At 58.6% G+C, this 17,601-nt stretch carries 15 protein-coding genes and 1 pseudogene; 12 read left to right on the top strand and 4 right to left on the bottom strand.

The window, feature by feature from the left end; all coding sequences use genetic code 11:
- Positions 1 to 5: 5 nt before the first annotated feature.
- The 9 genes from QMG56_RS04730 (at position 6) to QMG56_RS04770 (ending at position 11,617) form a co-directional block, all read left to right on the top strand.
- Complete coding sequence (locus tag QMG56_RS04730) at positions 6 to 923, top strand: aldo/keto reductase family oxidoreductase (RefSeq protein ID WP_281821441.1); 918 nt, start codon at positions 6 to 8, stop codon at positions 921 to 923.
- Positions 920 to 1,996: an LLM class flavin-dependent oxidoreductase gene (locus QMG56_RS04735; RefSeq protein ID WP_281821442.1), complete on the top strand. Its 1,077-nt coding sequence runs from the start codon at positions 920 to 922 to the stop codon at positions 1,994 to 1,996. Before QMG56_RS04730 ends, QMG56_RS04735 begins: the two co-directional genes overlap by 4 nt.
- Before the next feature lie 171 nt (positions 1,997 to 2,167).
- Positions 2,168 to 3,649 (top strand): glycerol kinase, encoded by a 1,482-nt coding sequence (locus tag QMG56_RS04740; protein ID WP_281821443.1) that lies wholly within the window; start codon positions 2,168 to 2,170, stop codon positions 3,647 to 3,649.
- Between the two features lie 619 nt (positions 3,650 to 4,268).
- Positions 4,269 to 6,188: a ribonucleoside-diphosphate reductase subunit alpha gene (locus QMG56_RS04745; protein WP_375713642.1), complete on the top strand. Its 1,920-nt coding sequence runs from the start codon at positions 4,269 to 4,271 to the stop codon at positions 6,186 to 6,188.
- A 211-nt stretch (positions 6,189 to 6,399) separates the two neighbouring features.
- Positions 6,400 to 7,065 (top strand): hypothetical protein, encoded by a 666-nt coding sequence (locus QMG56_RS04750; RefSeq protein WP_281821445.1) that lies wholly within the window; start codon positions 6,400 to 6,402, stop codon positions 7,063 to 7,065.
- 84 nt (positions 7,066 to 7,149) lie between these two features.
- Positions 7,150 to 7,617, top strand: coding sequence for a hypothetical protein (locus QMG56_RS04755; protein WP_281821446.1), 468 nt, complete (start codon positions 7,150 to 7,152; stop codon positions 7,615 to 7,617).
- Positions 7,618 to 7,914: 297 nt separating this feature from the next.
- Entirely contained in the window at positions 7,915 to 9,060 is a 1,146-nt protein-coding gene (locus QMG56_RS04760; protein ID WP_281821447.1) for a site-specific integrase, read from the top strand.
- Positions 9,057 to 11,201, top strand: coding sequence for a hypothetical protein (locus tag QMG56_RS04765; RefSeq protein ID WP_281821448.1), 2,145 nt, complete (start codon positions 9,057 to 9,059; stop codon positions 11,199 to 11,201). Before QMG56_RS04760 ends, QMG56_RS04765 begins: the two co-directional genes overlap by 4 nt.
- Complete coding sequence (locus tag QMG56_RS04770; protein ID WP_281821449.1) at positions 11,201 to 11,617, top strand: hypothetical protein; 417 nt, start codon at positions 11,201 to 11,203, stop codon at positions 11,615 to 11,617. Before QMG56_RS04765 ends, QMG56_RS04770 begins: the two co-directional genes overlap by 1 nt.
- Before the next feature lie 135 nt (positions 11,618 to 11,752).
- On the opposite strand, the pseudogene QMG56_RS04775 reads toward QMG56_RS04770, so the two are convergent.
- The 3 genes and pseudogenes from QMG56_RS04775 to QMG56_RS04790 all read right to left on the bottom strand — a co-directional run.
- Positions 11,753 to 11,845, bottom strand: a pseudogene (locus QMG56_RS04775) (IS5/IS1182 family transposase); the annotation flags it as partial.
- A gap of 232 nt (positions 11,846 to 12,077) precedes the next feature.
- Positions 12,078 to 12,761 (bottom strand): SprT family zinc-dependent metalloprotease, encoded by a 684-nt coding sequence (locus tag QMG56_RS04785; protein ID WP_309298540.1) that lies wholly within the window; start codon positions 12,759 to 12,761, stop codon positions 12,078 to 12,080.
- Positions 12,762 to 12,843: 82 nt separating this feature from the next.
- Positions 12,844 to 13,158, bottom strand: a complete 315-nt coding sequence (locus QMG56_RS04790; protein WP_281821451.1) for a GNAT family N-acetyltransferase — start codon at positions 13,156 to 13,158, stop codon at positions 12,844 to 12,846.
- Positions 13,159 to 13,174: 16 nt separating this feature from the next.
- Here QMG56_RS04790 and QMG56_RS04795 point away from each other — a divergent pair, with 16 nt between their 5' ends.
- A complete protein-coding gene (locus QMG56_RS04795; protein ID WP_281821453.1) occupies positions 13,175 to 14,995 on the top strand; it encodes a hypothetical protein in 1,821 nt (606 codons plus the stop codon).
- A 521-nt stretch (positions 14,996 to 15,516) separates the two neighbouring features.
- Here the strand turns inward: QMG56_RS04795 and QMG56_RS04800 are convergent.
- The gene (locus QMG56_RS04800; RefSeq protein WP_281821454.1) at positions 15,517 to 15,774 is read right to left on the bottom strand and encodes a DUF2171 domain-containing protein; all 258 of its coding nucleotides are present in this window, start codon (positions 15,772 to 15,774) and stop codon (positions 15,517 to 15,519) included.
- A gap of 109 nt (positions 15,775 to 15,883) precedes the next feature.
- On the opposite strand from QMG56_RS04800, the gene QMG56_RS04805 reads away from it, so the two are divergent.
- Positions 15,884 to 16,933, top strand: coding sequence for a ribonucleotide-diphosphate reductase subunit beta (locus tag QMG56_RS04805; RefSeq protein WP_230186748.1), 1,050 nt, complete (start codon positions 15,884 to 15,886; stop codon positions 16,931 to 16,933).
- A gap of 39 nt (positions 16,934 to 16,972) precedes the next feature.
- The gene (locus QMG56_RS04810) at positions 16,973 to 17,509 is read left to right on the top strand and encodes a hypothetical protein (protein ID WP_281821455.1); all 537 of its coding nucleotides are present in this window, start codon (positions 16,973 to 16,975) and stop codon (positions 17,507 to 17,509) included.
- Positions 17,510 to 17,601 lie beyond the last annotated feature (92 nt).

A 17,601-nucleotide genomic window follows, 5' to 3' on the forward strand; every position in this document is an offset into this window, starting at 1 on the left:
TTTTCATGCCCATTACCGCTTCTCTCCCCACGCCCCCCGTTTCCCGCCCCCTCGGCCAGTCGGGTATTACCGTCAGCGGTCTCTCCTGGGGCATGTGGCGCTTCAAGGGCGATGACCTTGCTGCCGCCCGCGCGCTGGTCGATGCGGCGCTCGACGCCGGGATCACCCTGTTCGACACCGCCGACATTTACGGCCCGGACAATGGCGAAGCCTTCGGTGCGTCCGAAGCGCTGCTTGGCCGCGTATTCGCTGCGGACAAAAGCCTGCGCAGCAAGATCGTGCTGGCGACCAAGGGCGGCATCGTCATCGGCACGCCCTATGACAGCAGCGCCGACTATTTGAACTTCGCCATCGACGCATCGCTCACGCGGCTCGGCGTCGATCGCGTCGACCTCTGGCAGATTCACCGCCCGGACATCCTGACCCACCCGCAGGAAATGGCCCGCACGCTGGAGGACGCGCATAAGGCCGGAAAGATCGGCGCCATCGGCGTATCGAACTTCACCGTCGCGCAGATCGACGCGCTGGCTCATTTCCTCACCGTGCCGCTCGCCACGACGCAGCCGGAATTTTCGCCGCTGACGCTCAACCCGCTGGTGTCGGGCGAATTCGATCAGGCGATGCGGATGGACATGGCGATCATGGCCTGGTCGCCGCTGGGCGGTGGCAAGATCGCCAATCCGCTTGCCGAGCGTGACCGCGCCGTCGCCAACGCGCTCAAGAAGGTCGCCGATCAATATGGCGTCTCGGTCACCGCCGCTGCGTTTAGCTGGATCATGGCGCATCCCGCGCATCCCATCCCCATCGTCGGTTCGCAGACGCCTGCACGCATCCGCGAAGCCGCCGACGCCTACAAGGTCACATGGACCCGTGCCGACTGGTACGCCGTATTGACCGCATCGAGAGAGGAACCTCTGCCATGAATGCTGCCCCTTATAAGCCTTGCGAAGTAAGCTGGTTTTCCGCGCTGTGCGACGATGACTATGAATTTCTGGGTCAGCCCGACGCGATGCTCGCGTCAAGCTGGGAGCATTGCCGCGATATCGTGATGCAGGCGGAAAGCGGCGGGTTCGACAATATCCTGCTGCCGTCGGGTTATCAGTTGGGGATCGACACGACGATCTTCGCCGGGGCCATCGCGCCGCTGGTAAAGACCATCCGCTTGCTGATGGCCGTGCGCATCGGTGAGGACTGGCCGCCCCAGCTTGCTCGCCGCATCGCGACGCTCGACCGTATTCTGGGCGGTCGGCTGACCGTCAACATCATCTCGTCCGATCTGCCCGGCGACACGCTGGAGAGCAATGCGCGCTACGCCCGTACGCTCGAAGTCATGCAGATTCTGAAGACGATGCTGAACGGCGAGCATCTCAACCATCAGGGCGAATTCTACAAGCTCGACCTCGATCCGCCCAAGGTCACCACCGTTTCCGGCAAATGCCCGCCACTCTATTTCGGCGGCCTCAGCCCCGCTGCGCGCGATGCTGCTGCACAAGGCTGCGACGTGTACCTGATGTGGCCCGACACGATGGACAATGTGCGCGAAATCATCGCCGACATGACGGCGCGCGCCGCCAGCTATGGCCGCACGCTCAAATTTGGCTATCGCGCGCATGTCATCGTCCGCGAAACCGAAAGTGAAGCACGCACCGCCGCGACTCGCTTGCTCTCGAAGCTGGACGACGATGCAGGCGCCGCGATCCGCGCCAAGTCGCTTGACAGCCAGTCGGTCGGGGTCACCCGCCAGCAGGAACTGCGCGCGGCAGCGGGCGAGGAAGGCTATGTCGAGGATAATCTCTGGACCGGAGTGGGCCGTGCCCGTTCGGGCTGCGGTGCCGCCATCGTCGGCGATCCCGATCAGGTGCTGGCCAAGCTGCGCGCCTATCAGGACGAAGGGATCGAAGCTTTCATCCTCTCCGGCTATCCTCACGCCGCCGAATGCGACCTCTTCGCGCGGCATGTGTTGCCAAAGCTGGAGCATGGGCCGCTGGTTCTTTAATCACCCCGATCCTCCCCACACCGTTCCTCCCCAACACCGTTCGGTTCGAGCTTGTCGAGAACTGTTCTCGATACGCCGTCTCGACAAGCTCGACAGCTACTCGAACCGAACGGGGAATAGGGCGGGAGAGTGGGAAGATGGAATATCCACCGAAGACGAGAGGATAAACACATGACAAAACCCATTCTCGTCATCGACGAAGGCACCACCTCCACCCGCGCGATGCTGTTCGCACCGGACGGCGCGTGCCTGGGCACTGCGCAGCGCCCGCTGACGCAATATTATCCCGCGCCGGGCCGCGTCGAGCATGACGCCAACGAAATCTGGACCCTCACGCTCGAATGCGCGCGGGAGATGGTGACGAAGGCAGGCGGGCCGGACCGGATCGCCTGCATCGGCATTACCAACCAGCGCGAAACCGTCGTCTTCTGGGACCGCCGGACCGGGGAATCCGTCGCGCCTGCCATCGTCTGGCAGGATCGCCGGACCGCGGAAACCTGCCACGATCTCATCGTCGCAGGCCACGAACCGATGGTGCAGGAGCGCACCGGCCTGCTGCTCGACCCCTATTTCTCCGGCAGCAAGATGGGCTGGGCGCTCGCCAACTGGCCGCAGCTTAACGAACTGGGCGATAACCTCGCCGTAGGCACCGTCGAAAGCTATCTCGTCTATCGCCTGACCGGCGGGCTCCACATCACTGACGCCACTAACGCCTCGCGCACCGCGCTGATGGCGATTGAGCAGGGCGGCTGGGACAGCGAATTGCTCGACCTGTTCGGCGTGCCTGCCGCCTTGCTCCCCGAAATCGTCGATTGCGCCGGATCGTTCGGCAGCACGCAGCCCGACCTGTTCGGCGCACCGATCCCCGTCACCGGCCTTGCGGGCGATCAGCAGGCGGCGTCCATCGGGCAGGCCTGCCTGGCCCCCGGTCAGACCAAGGCGACCTACGGCACCGGCGCGTTCATCCTCACCAACACCGGCGCGCAGATGCCGCGCTCCAAGAACCGCCTGCTCGGCACCATCGCCTCGCAGATCGGCGGAGAGCGGTGCTTCGCGCTCGAAGGATCGGTGTTCGTCGCGGGCAGCGTCGTCAAATGGCTACGCGACGAAGTGGGCCTGATCAACAGCGCAGAGGAAACTGCCGCGCTGGCCGCCTCCGTTCCTGACAATGGCGGGGTCAGCTTCGTGCCTGCGCTCTCCGGCCTCGGCGCACCTTATTGGCGGCCCGATGCACGCGGCGCGATCACCGGCCTCAGCTTCTCCACCGGCCGCGCGCATATCGTCCGCGCCGCGCTGGAGGCTGTCACGCATCAGTCGCTCGATCTGAAAGCCACCTTCGCTGCCGATGGCGCGGTATGGGCGGATCTGCGCATCGACGGCGGCATGGTCAGCAACGACTGGCTGGCGCAGGATCTGGCCGACATGCTCGACCTGTGCGTCGAGCGCCCGCTCTTTATCGAGACGACAGCGCTGGGCGCTGCCATGCTTGCGGGCGTCGGCGCAGGACTGTTCCCCACGCTCGCTGCCGCCGCGTCGATGCGCAAAGGCGCCACTGCCTTCCACCCGCAACCTTACCCCTTGGCTGCCGCCCGCTGCCGCGCCTGGGAAGGCGCCGTCGCCGCCGTGCTCGAAGCGGCAGGGGATCGGGGCTGACCAACTTATATACCCCTCCCTTTTAAGGGAGGGGTTGGGGTGGGTGGCGAGCGAAGCGAGCCTTCAGACATCGCGCCAATTGGCTTCGCCAGCGATTGCAGAAGTACAATCGCACCCACCCTCATTAAAAGTCACGCGCCTCTTATCGACCCCGCCCTTGAAAGGTGGCGCGTATTTCCATCCCCATCTATTTATTTTCGTTCCCCTCCCGTCCTCTTGCCTTTTCAAAAGCATAGGAAACACCGCGCGTCGCACCGGCAGAGCGGCCCAGGGTCGCGATGAAACGAATCGCACGAGCGACGAACCGAGTCCCTAAAGTGTCATTTACCCTCTTGCGTCGCGGCACGGCTGTGGCACTATCCCTTGTGTAAGGGGCAACGGGGGTTATCTACAGATTGTGGTTGGACGCGCCGGGGCGATTCGGTGCGCAGGGCGGTTTAGCCCCCCGCGATCGGAGAGATCGGACTTCCGCTGCCCTATTTCGAAGCTGGTCATGCTATACTGGGCGCTCGTCCCAAAGCACTTGACCGAATCGAACGGAACATGAACATGCAAGGGCGATCAACTAATGGACTTTCGTGAAAGCCAGGAAACAGGTGCAGGCGACGTGGCAACGATAATGGATGAAGTTTTGGAGGCTGTAGCGGCCCAATCCACCCCGACGACAGCGGCCACCCCGACGGCGGCACCCGAAGTCGCGCCGAAAGCGGACCCGGTGTCTTCGCACTCAATTCAGGCGCGGCGGTTCGACATCAAGACCGATGCGTCGCGCGACGCGCTGTTGACCGAGTTCGGCAAGGACACGCTGCGCGACCGCTATCTGCTGCCCGGCGAATCCTATCAGGATCTGTTTGCGCGCGTTGCGTCGGCCTATTCCGACGATCAGGATCATGCCCAGCGCGTCTATGACTATATCTCGCGCCTCTGGTTCATGCCTGCGACGCCCGTCCTGTCCAATGGCGGCACCGGGCGCGGCTTGCCGATCTCCTGCTATCTCAATTCGGTGGACGACAGTCTGGAAGGCATCGTCAACACCTGGAACGAGAATGTCTGGCTTGCCTCGCGCGGCGGCGGTATCGGCACCTATTGGGGCAGCGTGCGCGGCATCGGTGAGCCGGTCGGTCTCAATGGCAAGACCAGCGGCATCATCCCCTTCGTCCGCGTGATGGACAGCCTGACGCTCGCGATCAGCCAGGGTTCGCTGCGTCGCGGTTCGGCGGCTTGCTATCTCGATGTGTCGCATCCGGAGATCGAGGAGTTCCTCGAAATCCGCAAGGCATCGGGCGATTTCAACCGCAAGGCGCTGAACCTGCACCACGGCGTGCTGCTGACCGACGCCTTCATGGAAGCGGTCCGCGACGGCACCGAATTCCACCTGCGCAGCCCGAAGGATCAGTCGATCCGCGCCACGGTTGACGCGCGTTCGCTCTTCCAGAAGCTGGTCGAAACCCGTCTTGCCACCGGCGAACCCTACATCATCTTCGCCGATCAGGTGAACCGCTCGATGCCCAAGCATCACCGCGATCTGGGGCTGAAGGTATCGACGTCGAACCTTTGCTCAGAAATCACGCTGCCCACGGGTCGCGACCATCTGGGCAATGACCGCACGGCGGTCTGCTGCCTCTCGTCGATGAACCTGGAAACATGGGACGAGTGGAAGGACGAGAAGAGCTTTGCCGAGGATATCATGCGGTTCCTCGACAATGTGCTGCAGGATTATATCGACCGCGCCCCGCCGGAAATGGCCCGCGCGAAATACAGCGCCAGCCGCGAACGCTCGGTCGGTCTGGGCGTCATGGGCTTCCACAGCTTCCTGCAGGCGCGCAACATTCCCTTCGAAGGCGCAATGGCCAAGTCGTGGAACCTGCGCATCTTCAAGCAGATCAAGGCGCAGGTCGACGAAGCCTCAATGCAGCTCGCCATTGAGCGCGGGCCATGCCCCGACGCCGCCGACATGGGCGTGATGGAGCGTTTCTCCTGCAAGATGGCGATCGCACCGACCGCGTCGATCAGCATTATCGCGGGCGGCACCTCGGCCTGCATCGAGCCGATCCCCGCGAACATCTACACGCACAAGACGCTCTCGGGCAGCTTCTCGATCAAGAATCCGTATCTGGAAAAGCTGCTGCAGGAAAAGAGCAAGGACAGCACCAATGTCTGGAACTCGATCCTCGAAAATGGCGGGTCGGTTCAGCATCTCGACTTCCTGAGCCAGGAAGAAAAGGACGTGTTCAAGACCAGCTTCGAAATCGACCAGCGCTGGCTGCTCGAACTCGCGGCGGATCGCACGCCCTATATCGATCAGGCGCAGTCGCTCAATCTGTTCATTCCGGCGGATGTCGACAAGTGGGATCTGCTGATGCTCCACTTCCGCGCATGGGAACTGGGCATCAAGTCGCTCTATTATCTGCGCTCGAAATCGATCCAGCGCGCCGGGTTCGCCGGTGGCGTCGAAGCCGACAACACGCCCGATCTCAAGAAGATCGAGCTGATGACCGGCGAAACGACCGATTATGACGAGTGCCTTGCCTGCCAGTAGAGAGACACTCTACGGAATCGTAAACTTCTCATTAATTTGGAGGCTAGGAATCGCAGGGTTCCTAGCCTTTTTTTCGTGTTACCGACGCTAGCGGAGCGGTAACGTTGATGATACGATGAATCGACGTTATGTGGACATCGGGGAAATCGTAAACATGCTACCGTTTCGGATACGTCAGTTTCCCAGTGTCCAGCGTGGTCGGCGGAAGGAGATGACGGTCGTAATCACTGACCTTCGCGGGTCGCCCGCGCCACACTATTTTCCGAACCTTTACGTCACCAACAATTACGAGGTGAAGGGTGCCTCGCCCCACACGATAGAAAAGGTGCTTCGGGCCATCGGCATGGCTAAATGCTGGGCGGAAACCGTCGGTAGAAATCTCGATGATGATCTGTCCGAAGGCAATTTTCTCAGTGCAGCTGATGTGATTTCTGTCGTTCGGTTCCTCGGTTTCAATGCGGCACAGCAAACATCGGAGTACGAGGCCGCGCTCGCTTTTGCTGAACGAACGCCACGTTCACGCTTCAAAACAACATCCAGGCGCACGTCAAAGGCCGAAGCATCGGAAACCGCTACGGCAGTCGAGTTAGGAAACAGGATTAGGTGGGTTGCCTCCTATCTCGAATGGCATCGATTCCGCCGATTCGACAACAGAAGATTGTCTGCAATCGAAACTCATCTCAACGCCTCGGCAGAAACGACGATTGCAGATCTTCGGAGCAAAGCACCTTCAAGCTCGGCTCAATGGCAAGATGACGAGCTTCTTGAAGCTCCTGACGTGTCCGTCCTCAAACGAATCGATGATATCCTGCATCCCAATTCGTTAGAAAACCCGTTTTCGTCAGAATTTATCCGGTGGCGGAACTATCTCGCATAGCGGCTGCTGTCGGATACCGGAGCGCGCCGAAGTGAAGTCTTTTCAGCAGCAACCGACAGTGTCTTGGCGCCCAAGCGACGCTTCATGATCCGCGAATCTAAGACGGTCCCCCGCACAGTTGTCATCATCGCCAAGACCGCAGACGTGTTCGACCATTTCTTTCAAGAATATTGGCTTAATCTGCCCGAAAAGTGCGAGGCGCATCGCATGGGTGCACTCTTTACCGATAAGCAAGGCCGCGCCCTTACCAGCGGTAAATTCCTGAACCGCATTTTCCTAAGCGTCCGCAAGTTAATTGGGCCGCAGCCTTGGAACATCACTCCCCATACGATGCGCAGAGCTTGGAATCACATTCTCAGCTTAAAGCTAGACAGCCTTCCGGAGGGCAAAAGGTTTTCGCCTCAAAAAGAGGCTGAGATGCGCAGCCGGCTGATGGGGTGGTCGCAAAACTCCCATCAAGCGGCCCGATACAATCGTCGACACACACGCGAGCGGGCTGATCATCTGGCCCAGGAAATGATGGACGATATCCATCCATCCACGATCGAGTAAAAAATGCTTCACAAGACAAGTTCTACCCTGGAAAAATCCAGAGAAATCCAGCTTTTGGATGGCCGGTTGGTCAACATAAATTTGTTCGGTGTTACCCGGATTGCAAGTGACCAAGGCAACCACCGATACGATTTCTCGTGGCGAACAAGTGGAAACTCTTGGCACGATTCACTATCCGAGATTTTGGTAGGTCTTCTTTCGACACATTCTCTCGCATACGCGTCAGAGTGCACCAACAACTTTAGACTCTTCGTCACTCGGCTCGCACAAGCACCTGATGGGATGCCTCGGAGCCTAATGCTTGATCATTTTGAGGACTACGTAAGCCATCGACCCATTTCGACATGGCGGTTTATACAGGCCGTACTGGGCCATTGGGTGGAACGCCGCCTACCCGGCGTTGATCCGAAAATCGCCAGTTTTCTGTCCCAGCCCGAAAAATGGGAGGAGAAGGGCAACGGTTGGTATTTCGCGCTTGTGGCAAACGATCCCAAGCGGGGGGCTTTCACTGAGCAAGAGCTACGCAGCATTTATCAGGCACTGAATCAAGCTTATGCAATAGGGACAATCAATACTCAGCAGTGGGCACTCTGCTTCTTTCTTATCGCCACTGGCGTTCGCCCTATTCAGATTGCGCGGATGAGGTTGAAAGATGTAGTTACCACCGCAGGCCCTGAAGGATGTGAAATCACTCTTCTCATCACTTTAGCAAAGACAAGAGAGGCTAAAAAAAGCACCCGATGGAGAAGGAAATGCCCAACGCAGCTCACTGAGGTTCTGCTTGCGTATTTGAAGAGCCCAGACATGCAAAATGGGGATTCTGAGCAACCACTGTTTTTCAATCAATCCGTTAAGATTCAAAGTCAACTGGACCAGATATTCAAGGAATTGAAAACGTGGTCGAATCGTTTGAACGGACCGGTCCCCCTCTTTCCCTACCGATTTCGTTACACTCTCGGAACACGAGCGATTTCTCTGGGCGCGAGAGACGAAGAGGTCGCGCGCCTCCTTACTCACACTTCGCTGCATTGCGTGCGATATTATCGAGCAGCGATGCCATCACTTCAGGCACCCATCGGTGAAGCCATCGGTCACGAGATGACCATATTCTCCCTTGCCTTTAAAGGTCGGCTGATCGAAAGCCTCGAAGAGGCCACTCGCAAAGGTGACGAGAGCGCGCTGATCACCGCATATGAGCATCTAAATGGAGAAGATCTAGGTGCATGCGGAACGCGAGCGAAATGCTACCAGGATGCGCCGCGCGGATGCCTAACTTGCAGCAAATTTGAGCCGTTCAGGGAAGCGTCGTGGGAAGCCTTTCGCGCCGTGCTGGTAGCAGATAGGGAGGCAGAAAATAGCGACCGCATCCGGACCATCACACAAGAGCAGATCGACGCTGTCGACGAGATCATCGCTGAGCGGGACACGGTGACTGCACAATGACGGCGATGATCATTCCTTTTGTCGGCCGGCCGGAATTCGATGCCGACCGCAATCTGGCAGCGCTCATCAATCACGCCCGTAATTACAAGTTCTTCCACGGTCCAAACGCCGTCGACTGGGATTTGAACACATGGAACCTTCGACCGTTCTACTCGAAGGCCACGTCAACTCCCCCTGGCCTCGTAATGCACTTCTCGAACTTCGAAACCACGCGGCGTGGCAATAGGTCGCCCGATGCAGTGGACTTGGCAGAACCATTCCTCAGCGCAGCGAAGGCCCTTCTCGTGGAGCACCTCCGCACCTCTGGCGATAACAACCCCGCGAAGTTTTTGGCCACTCTGCGAATGATAGAAAAGGCGTTTCGAGATACCAGTATCTATCCGGATGTGAGGTACCTCTCGCCCAGCATTCTTGACCGTGCGCAGGAAATAATAGTTGCAAATTATAAAGATTCCTGGACCTACGGGCGATTAGTTGAACGTCTCGTATTGAACAATGTCGCGCCCGCACAGATCACAAAGCTGCCGATCACTTGGAAGACGTCGATCCAATATAAGGCTCCCGTCAGAAACGATCGGGTTAACAGTGATGGCGCCCGGGGCAGGGTAGACAAGCTACCTCACCTACAGGCTATATTCGATCTCGCGTCGGTGTTTCACGACAGCGATTATATCCCCGACCAGATCATTACCGGTTGGTTCGCTTTAGCGATGTTCGCTCCAAGTCGAGCGACGGAAATCATTGGCTTGCCGGCTGATTGCGAAACCGAAATGGACGGAATTTACGGACTGAGCTGGCGCCCCGAAAAACGTGGCGATCCGATGACCAAATTTTCCGTTACCCCGGACAATGCAGAGATCGCCAGACTCGCAATCGAGCGTCTCACCGCAATCGGGGAAAAGAGCCGGATCGCACACAGGTGGTATGAGGAAAATCCCGGGCAGCTGTACTTGCCTCCTGGTTTCCAGCATCTTCGAGGTCAACCGCTGAGCCTTTGGGAAGTAGCACAAATCATTGGACGCTCGGTTCCATTAAATCCCGGGGGGCGTCACGACCAAGCGCTGGTGAGGTGTGGCAACACAAACGATCGATCCCGAATGCTCCCGGAGGGTCTTGGCCGCGTACATCATCGCGTGGTAACTTTTGAATCACTCGAGCAGTTTATTATAGGAGAGTTGCCTGAGACCTTTCCCTATATCGACCCGCGAAATGGATTAAAGGGAGGCAACGCCCTGTTCTGCCTTCCCAACGAAGTCATGCGAGGCTATGCGGAAACAAATCAGTATATTCCGCGCTACCTTACGTACTCGCAGATCAAACACGAGCTTGGCTCTAAGCCCACCGGACACACCATTTTCTCGCGCCACGGCTTAGTAAATCCTGAGACTGGAGAACCATGGCGCCTGAACACCCACCAGCCACGTCATCTGTTGAACACGTTGGCTCAGTCAAAACACCTTTCGCAAGAGCTCATCGCATTTTGGTCTGGCCGGAAGAGTGTCAAGCAAAATGAGGCATATAATCATGTGCCACAAGAGACTTTCATTGAGGCATTCTTGCTGCTGGATGATGCGGCGCCAAAGAGACTACAGGTCGTTGGGCCGCTCGCCGACAAGATCGATGAACGCATGCGTAAGGAGTCAATCTCCCGTAACACAGCGCTTCGCCTCGAGGTCGGTTCGACAATCACGACACGGTTTGGGCTGTGTCGGCATGACTATTCTTTAATGCCTTGTCCAAAGGATAAAGACTGTATCCGCTGCGGTGAAAATACGTTCATCAAAGGAAATCCCGACCATCTTGAGGAGGCCCGGCTGCAGCTGTCGATCTCAACAAAGGCTGCCAATCTTGCCAGAGCGGCAGTCGACGCTGGTCGATATGGCGCCCAGCGTTGGGTGGACCTTCATAGCGAAAAGGCTGAACGCTGGCAGATCGCAATCGACCGTCTGTCAGATTCTACAATCGATGAGGGAACGTTGATCACCCTGCCCCCGGTTGCAAAACCACAAACCAAATCAGGGCTGGCTCTAGCAATCCGCGACGAGGAAGCCCCGTTGGCTTCCATTCGTGAGGTGGCTGACACCGACGATGATGATGACCGTTCATTCGAGGATTTTTGGGCTGGAAACGAGCCGATCTGATGGGCGGCGCACCTCATCTCTCACCCGACGACCTCGATCTAGCTGTTGGCCTTCTAAAGGGCTGGAGCACCAAGCTAACCTGGGACCTGTTCCTTCGCACGCTGGCGATGGAACTCGGGCACGGCCATGTCTATTCCAAGGTGGCCATGCTCAACCATGAGAAGATCAAAACTGCCTGGCAGCAAGCCAAAGATCGAATAGCTTCGGAGGCAAAGGAGGTTGGCGAAAGGGGGCATGGAACTACGGTTGTCGCGACGCTTCGAAGAATGCTCGATGAAGCAAAAGCTGACCTCAAGGCCGAGAGCGCTAAGAATAATGAGCTCATCGAGCAATTTAAGCGTTGGCAATACAACGCCGAACGGCATGGTATGAAATATTCCCAGCTCGACGCCAAGCTCGAAAAACCGGCTAGATAAGGCGTGGGAGCAAACGGAGAAGCCAACGATAAATGGGTTTGTTTAGAGGTGTTGACCCATGGGACAACATCGCAGTCAGGTCTAGAACTTGAGGTGACACCTCTTGGCAGAGTATCATCAATGCTTGTTAGATAGCCGATCGTCGACCCTCGGCTCGCCATGGCTCTTGGCAAAGAAAGGTTCAAGCCGAGCCGTCTGCTCACTCGTGGGCCAATACAGGTCACTCATCGTCAGTCTCCTTGCGCAAGGCGCGATATTATATGCACTATCGAGTTTCCAGAGCTGAGTTTTAATGGCTCGAAACCCAGATCGAGGAGCTGGGACGGGTCGTGCATGATATTTGTACGGAACGACTCGCGGAGTTGGAAGCAAATGCCACAAGGGCCGGGTGACTGATCGGTAGCGATTGGCACGATCAACCTTCTACGTAACAGATCGTTCGGCCGGGGCTGCTATCGAACTACCAGTTGAATTGATGACCCAACGAATCCAACTTGCGGATCCGTGTCTCGTAGTCCGGCATGATGGTCTCGAGCATTCTCCAAAACCGGTGGGAGTGGTTGTGTTCAAGCATGTGGCAAGCCTCATGCGCCAAAACATAATCGATAAGCGATACCGGTGCCATTACGAGACGCCAGTTTAGCCGGATGCGTCCCTTGGCATCGCAGCTTCCCCAGCGCTTCGATTGATCCACCACGGAAATGGATCGAGGGTCGCTGCCTAGTGCCCGGCAAACCACCTGAATTCGGATCGAAAATTGGAAATTGGCATGTGCGATGTACCATTGGCGAAGGCCACTGCGCACAGCGCTCCTCGCGATGATCGAATCATGTTCGGGCATGATTGGCGCAATTAGATTTGACCCCCGCGCAGTCACCCTAGTGACGACAGCCATGGGATCGGAGACAACTTTCAGGCGATAGGGTCGACCAAGATAATGGAAGGTCTCACCGCTCACAAATTCCTTCGGCGATGCGAAGCCTGAGAGTTCGGAATACATGGCTTTTTTACGCAGCACCCATGCTGCCTTTTTCCGCACGAATTCAGAAATTCTACTGTCATCAAGATCGTTAGGGGCGAGAACGCGAACGCCATCGAAACCGACAGTGATTGCGACAGTCTTACGACGCGCCGTCCGCGACAGTGCGAAGGATAGAGGATCAAATCGGCATTTTGGCTAGCGATCTTCTCGGCCGCATCGGCATGGTTCGCGTCATTACAGATGTTTATGCCGTAGCGGATGCCTGCTCTGAGAAACGTCGGAAAGTCGCTACCACCGGTTGGCCGCCGAGTCTCTCCATCTGGCGAAGACTCGCCGCGTTCTGATCGGCGATCCACGTCACGCCAAGCCGCTCGTATCGTGCGCCTTTGAGCGCATTTATGGTGCGCGCGAGCATCGTTGGCATGACCCCGCGCCCATGCCAGGCCTGCGCGACCGAATAGAAGATGATCACTGCGCGCTTCCGGTTCAGGCGGTAGCGCAGATAGTGAAACGGCGTCGCCACGCCGAACCGCGAGCGCTTGTCGCAATCGGCTCTCACGCGCGATGATTATGCCGTGGCGCGCGATTTAGCCGCGCGGGCAGCGGCAAAGGGCGCCAATGCCGATATCGCGGCGCAAGCGGCCTATCTCGTCAAGCGCATCGACTATGCGCAGACTGTCGCTGCGCGCGGTGCGGCCTATGATGCCGTGTCGGCGCGCCGGATTGCCGGGGAACCTGCCGCAGAGTTGCTGCCTGCTTACGATGCGCTGCTCGCCGCGCCTTGCCCCTATGCGGAGGATTATCACGCGCGCATCCATCTTCAGATTGCCGATGTGAAAGCGGAATCGGGCGATGTCGACGGTGCGCGCGCCAGCCTTGGCGATGCGGCGCGCGAAGCGACCGGCCTTGCCGATCCCGCTCGCACCACCCGCATCCGGGAGCGCGCGGCGCAGGCAGAGCGCGATATCGATGCCTCGTTGCTGATCCGCGAAGGCGATGCGCTGGCCGATGCCGATCCCGCTGACACCGTCGGTGCCGAGGCGCGCTATCGTCAGGTGCTGGCCATGACACCGCCGCCGTCCGTCAGCCGCCTCATCAGCGCGCATTTCGGCCTGTCGAACATCGCGACCGATCGCGGCAATTTCGCCGCCGCCCGCGCCGAACTCGACACCGCCAAGTCCCTCGCCATGCCTGAACAAATGCCCCGCGTCGATCAGAAATTCGCCCAACTCGCCCAGCGCGAGATCGACTACACCGCGCGGGGCCGCATCGACATTGCGCAGACCGGATCGCGCACCCATCCCACCGAAAGCCTCGCGATGCTCGACGCCGTCATCGCGCAGCAGCCCGCGCCGTCCCCTGCCGTCATCCAGTCCGCGCAACTCACGCAGGCAGACATCCTGCGCCGCGAGCGTTTCTATGTGAAGGCGCGCAGTATCGTCCAGACCGTCACCGCCGCCCCACAGAACGAGCGCCTGACCGAGCGCGCCAACGCCGTCCTCGCCCGGATCGAGGCGGACAATCCCAAGCAGTCGCTGCACGGGTCGATCGTCACGGGCATATCCTATGACACCAACGCTCCCGCGCTGGTCAATTCGCTCCGTACCGAAGTCGACGATGACGGCTATCCCAATAATCAGCGGTTCGACGACACCAGCGCACTGGTCCGCGCACAGATCGATCACCGGGTACGCCTCAACGAAAATGGCGACCAATGGCGCACGCGCTTCACTGGCCTGCAAACCGCGCAGTTCAAACTGGACCGCATCAACCGCAGCGTGCTGGATGTCGAGACCGGCCCCTATTTCAACTTGCCCGCCGCGCGCCTGACGCTGGGCATCGTAGCGATTGCTGCGGGCGAATGGCGCTCGGGCGATTTCGTGCAGTCCAACTTCGGCGGCGGCATCAACCTTGAAAAGCGCCTTGGCGGACAGATGGTGCTGGGCGCCGCGTATGAACTGACCAAGCGCAGCGATCGTCGCGCCGGGCTGGACGGCACGTCGCACAACGGTCGCCTGTGGCTGCGCGATACCGTCGGCCTCGGCCAGACTCTGCGCGGCGAAGCGGTTATCCTGCGCCGCGATGTGGACAATCCCGCGCTCGATACCTGGCGCTACGGTGCCAGCCTTGCCTATTCCTACGAATGGGGGGATCGCGACACCGTCGGCTACACTGTCTCGGTGGAGCCGGGCTATCAGTTCATCGACTACCGCCGCTTCGCCGGGTTCGATCGCCATGACGAACGGATCACGGCGGACGTGGAAGCGGGCGCGACCTTCCGCCGCCAATGGTATGCCGGCCTCATCTATCAGTTGAACGACGTCAATTCGAACACGCTGTCGGGGGAGCGCCTCGCCAACCACCGCTTCGGCATCCGCTTCGGCTATCTGTTCTGATCCGGTATGCCGTTCCCCTGCTTTCGCGGGGGAGCAATGGGTACATGCCACGGATAATTGCCCGGCAAATGTCCGTTCCAGATGACCGGCCCGTCAGGGCCTGAAAACAAAGGGGGCAGGGGCACAACATGTGCTTCTGTCCCCCTTTTGTTCACGCCCGGAATCCCGCGGAAATCCGCCATTTCCGCGCCGCGAACGCGCTACGGGCCGGGGCATCCGGCCACTACAGCTTGTGCTTAACGCCCCGCGTCAACCCCTAGCATTGGTGGCGCGAACAAATATTTGCGCCCAATCGCGCAAAAATTCTGTGGCGCTTTTTTGACTATGGAGTAACATTCGGGTCGGCTTCGGGGGCGAGGCCGGGGGAAGCGGCGCTCGCGCGCCATTCCATGCGCTGTGCTGGGTTTTTGGATAGGGAAGAGGAGGTTACTTATGCGACATTTCGCACGCATGCCCGATTCGACCCGGGCCTGCCCAACAAAGGCAGCGGCGCGGCAACATCCGTCACCGCGCCAGCGCTTTTACGCTTCGTTCTCTTCTTCTTCGAACGTCACGGCCACGTCGCCATTGGCGGACAGCCGCACTGTCTTGCCGTCGTCCTCGACTGCGGCGATCAGGCCCTTGCCGATGAAGTGGTGGTGGCCCTTATGATGGCCTTCGCCACTGTCCGCCTTGGTCAGCTTGATGCGGTCGCCCTGCATGTGGTCCACGGTGCCGACATGCACGCCGTCCGCGCCGATCACGTCGGCATGTTCCTTGATAGTGCTCGTATCGACCATGATATTGCTCCTGTACCGGGGGTGGTGACGTTTGAACGCACCGCCACGAGGCATGGGGCCAGCCGCCCGCAACTTTTCACCGCATTCACTGCACGTCCGGAGTAATCCCATGTCCCTTCTTCAAGCGTCCAAGCAGTACAAGCCCTTCGAATATCCCTGGGCCTTCGACTTCTGGAAGCGTCAGCAGCAGATCCACTGGATGCCCGAAGAAGTGCCTTTGGGAGAGGATTGCCGCGACTGGGCGCAGAAGCTCTCCGATCATGAGCGCAACCTGCTCACGCAGATCTTCCGCTTCTTCACACAGGCCGATGTCGAGGTGCAGGATTGCTACCACGACAAATATGGCCGCGTGTTCAAGCCGACCGAAGTCAAGATGATGCTCACTGCGTTCAGCAATATGGAAACCATCCATATCGCCGCCTACAGCCATCTGCTCGACACCATCGGCATGCCCGAAAGCGAATATGGCGCGTTCCTGGAATATCAGGAAATGCGCGACAAGCATGATTACATGCAGCAGTTCGGCGTCGACAGTGACGAGGATATTGCCCGCACCCTCGCCATGTTCGGCGGCTTTACCGAAGGGCTGCAACTCTTCGCCAGCTTCGCGATGCTGATGAACTTCCCGCGCTTCAACAAGATGAAGGGCATGGGCCAGATCGTCACCTGGTCGATCCGCGACGAGACCCTCCATTGCGAAGGCATCGTCAAGATGTTCCACACCTTCGTCAAGGAACGCGGCTGCCTGACCAAGGCTGTGCGCGAAGACATCATCGATTGCTGCCAGAAGACCGTGCGGCTGGAAGATGCCTTCATCGATCTGGCGTTCGAAATGGGCCCGGTCCCCGGCATGACCGCCAAGGAGATCAAGAAGTATATCCGCTTCATCGCCGACTGGCGTCTGGGCCAACTGGGTTTCCAGCCGATCTACATGATCGAGGAACACCCCCTGCCATGGCTCGCCCCGCTGCTGAACGGCGTCGAGCACGCCAACTTCTTCGAAACCCGCGCCACCGAATACTCAAAGGGCGCCACCCGCGGCAACTGGAACGAAGTGTGGGATTCGTTTGATCGTCGCAAGAAGCTCAAGGCGAACGACACCGTCGAGGACGAAACCGGCGACGACATGTTCAAGCAGGCGGGGATCGCGGCGGAGTAGGGTGGCTAGATATAACTGAACTGTAAGAGGAAATTGTCGATGACCGTTTCAGAAGCGCCGGCTAAGTCCAAGAAACGGGTCGCTAGCGTGTCCTCTTCAGTAGAACCAGCTAAGGCACCAACTGAAAAGAAGCCTAGGGGAAGGGCTGCGTCGCGGCCCTTCCCGCATTCGCCATTCGAAGAAGCTTTTACTTTAGCCGAAGCGATTCAGGTGTTCGCCGGATCTAACGCCGTACGGCGTCTCACGTTGTTTGATCACCTTAAGCGCGCTCCTGAAAGCGGACCTGGACGCCAATGGGTTACGACGGCAGCACGATACGGTTTGATCAAAGGAAATGCAGCTTCCGAGCAGCTACAGCTGACGCCCGAAGGCGACTTGGCTACAAGTAAGGATGTTTCTCCAAGGGAACAAACCCGTGCACGTATTAAGTTGGCTATCGACACCATAGAAATATTTAAAAGTCTGTATGATAAATTTGCTGGACAGAAGTTACCGTCGCCAGCCTTGCTTGAAGATGCTGCAGGAGATCTAGGGTCAGGACCTGTTAAATTGCTTGCGCATTGGGTGATGGGTTGATTCAATAGCAGCGTTAGGAGGCGCTGCCGATGGATGTTCCGTTTCTGCTGAGTGAGGCGCAGATGCGCCGGATCGAGCCGTATTTTCCCTTG

Origin of the sequence: Sphingobium sp. BS19 (assembly GCF_027925545.1) — a bacterium.
Classification (GTDB): Bacteria; Pseudomonadota; Alphaproteobacteria; order Sphingomonadales; family Sphingomonadaceae; genus Sphingobium.

Coding starts and splice junctions, on each gene's coding strand:
- QMG56_RS04730 (WP_281821441.1), top strand. CDS start 6: ATGCCCATTACCGCTTCTCTCCCCACGCCCCCCGTTTCCCGCCCCCTC.
- QMG56_RS04735 (WP_281821442.1), top strand. CDS start 920: ATGAATGCTGCCCCTTATAAGCCTTGCGAAGTAAGCTGGTTTTCCGCG.
- QMG56_RS04740 (WP_281821443.1), top strand. CDS start 2,168: ATGACAAAACCCATTCTCGTCATCGACGAAGGCACCACCTCCACCCGC.
- QMG56_RS04745 (WP_375713642.1), top strand. CDS start 4,269: ATGGATGAAGTTTTGGAGGCTGTAGCGGCCCAATCCACCCCGACGACA.
- QMG56_RS04750 (WP_281821445.1), top strand. CDS start 6,400: ATGACGGTCGTAATCACTGACCTTCGCGGGTCGCCCGCGCCACACTAT.
- QMG56_RS04755 (WP_281821446.1), top strand. CDS start 7,150: ATGATCCGCGAATCTAAGACGGTCCCCCGCACAGTTGTCATCATCGCC.
- QMG56_RS04760 (WP_281821447.1), top strand. CDS start 7,915: ATGCTTGATCATTTTGAGGACTACGTAAGCCATCGACCCATTTCGACA.
- QMG56_RS04765 (WP_281821448.1), top strand. CDS start 9,057: ATGACGGCGATGATCATTCCTTTTGTCGGCCGGCCGGAATTCGATGCC.
- QMG56_RS04770 (WP_281821449.1), top strand. CDS start 11,201: ATGGGCGGCGCACCTCATCTCTCACCCGACGACCTCGATCTAGCTGTT.
- QMG56_RS04800 (WP_281821454.1), bottom strand. CDS start 15,774: ATGGTCGATACGAGCACTATCAAGGAACATGCCGACGTGATCGGCGCG.
- QMG56_RS04805 (WP_230186748.1), top strand. CDS start 15,884: ATGTCCCTTCTTCAAGCGTCCAAGCAGTACAAGCCCTTCGAATATCCC.
- QMG56_RS04810 (WP_281821455.1), top strand. CDS start 16,973: ATGACCGTTTCAGAAGCGCCGGCTAAGTCCAAGAAACGGGTCGCTAGC.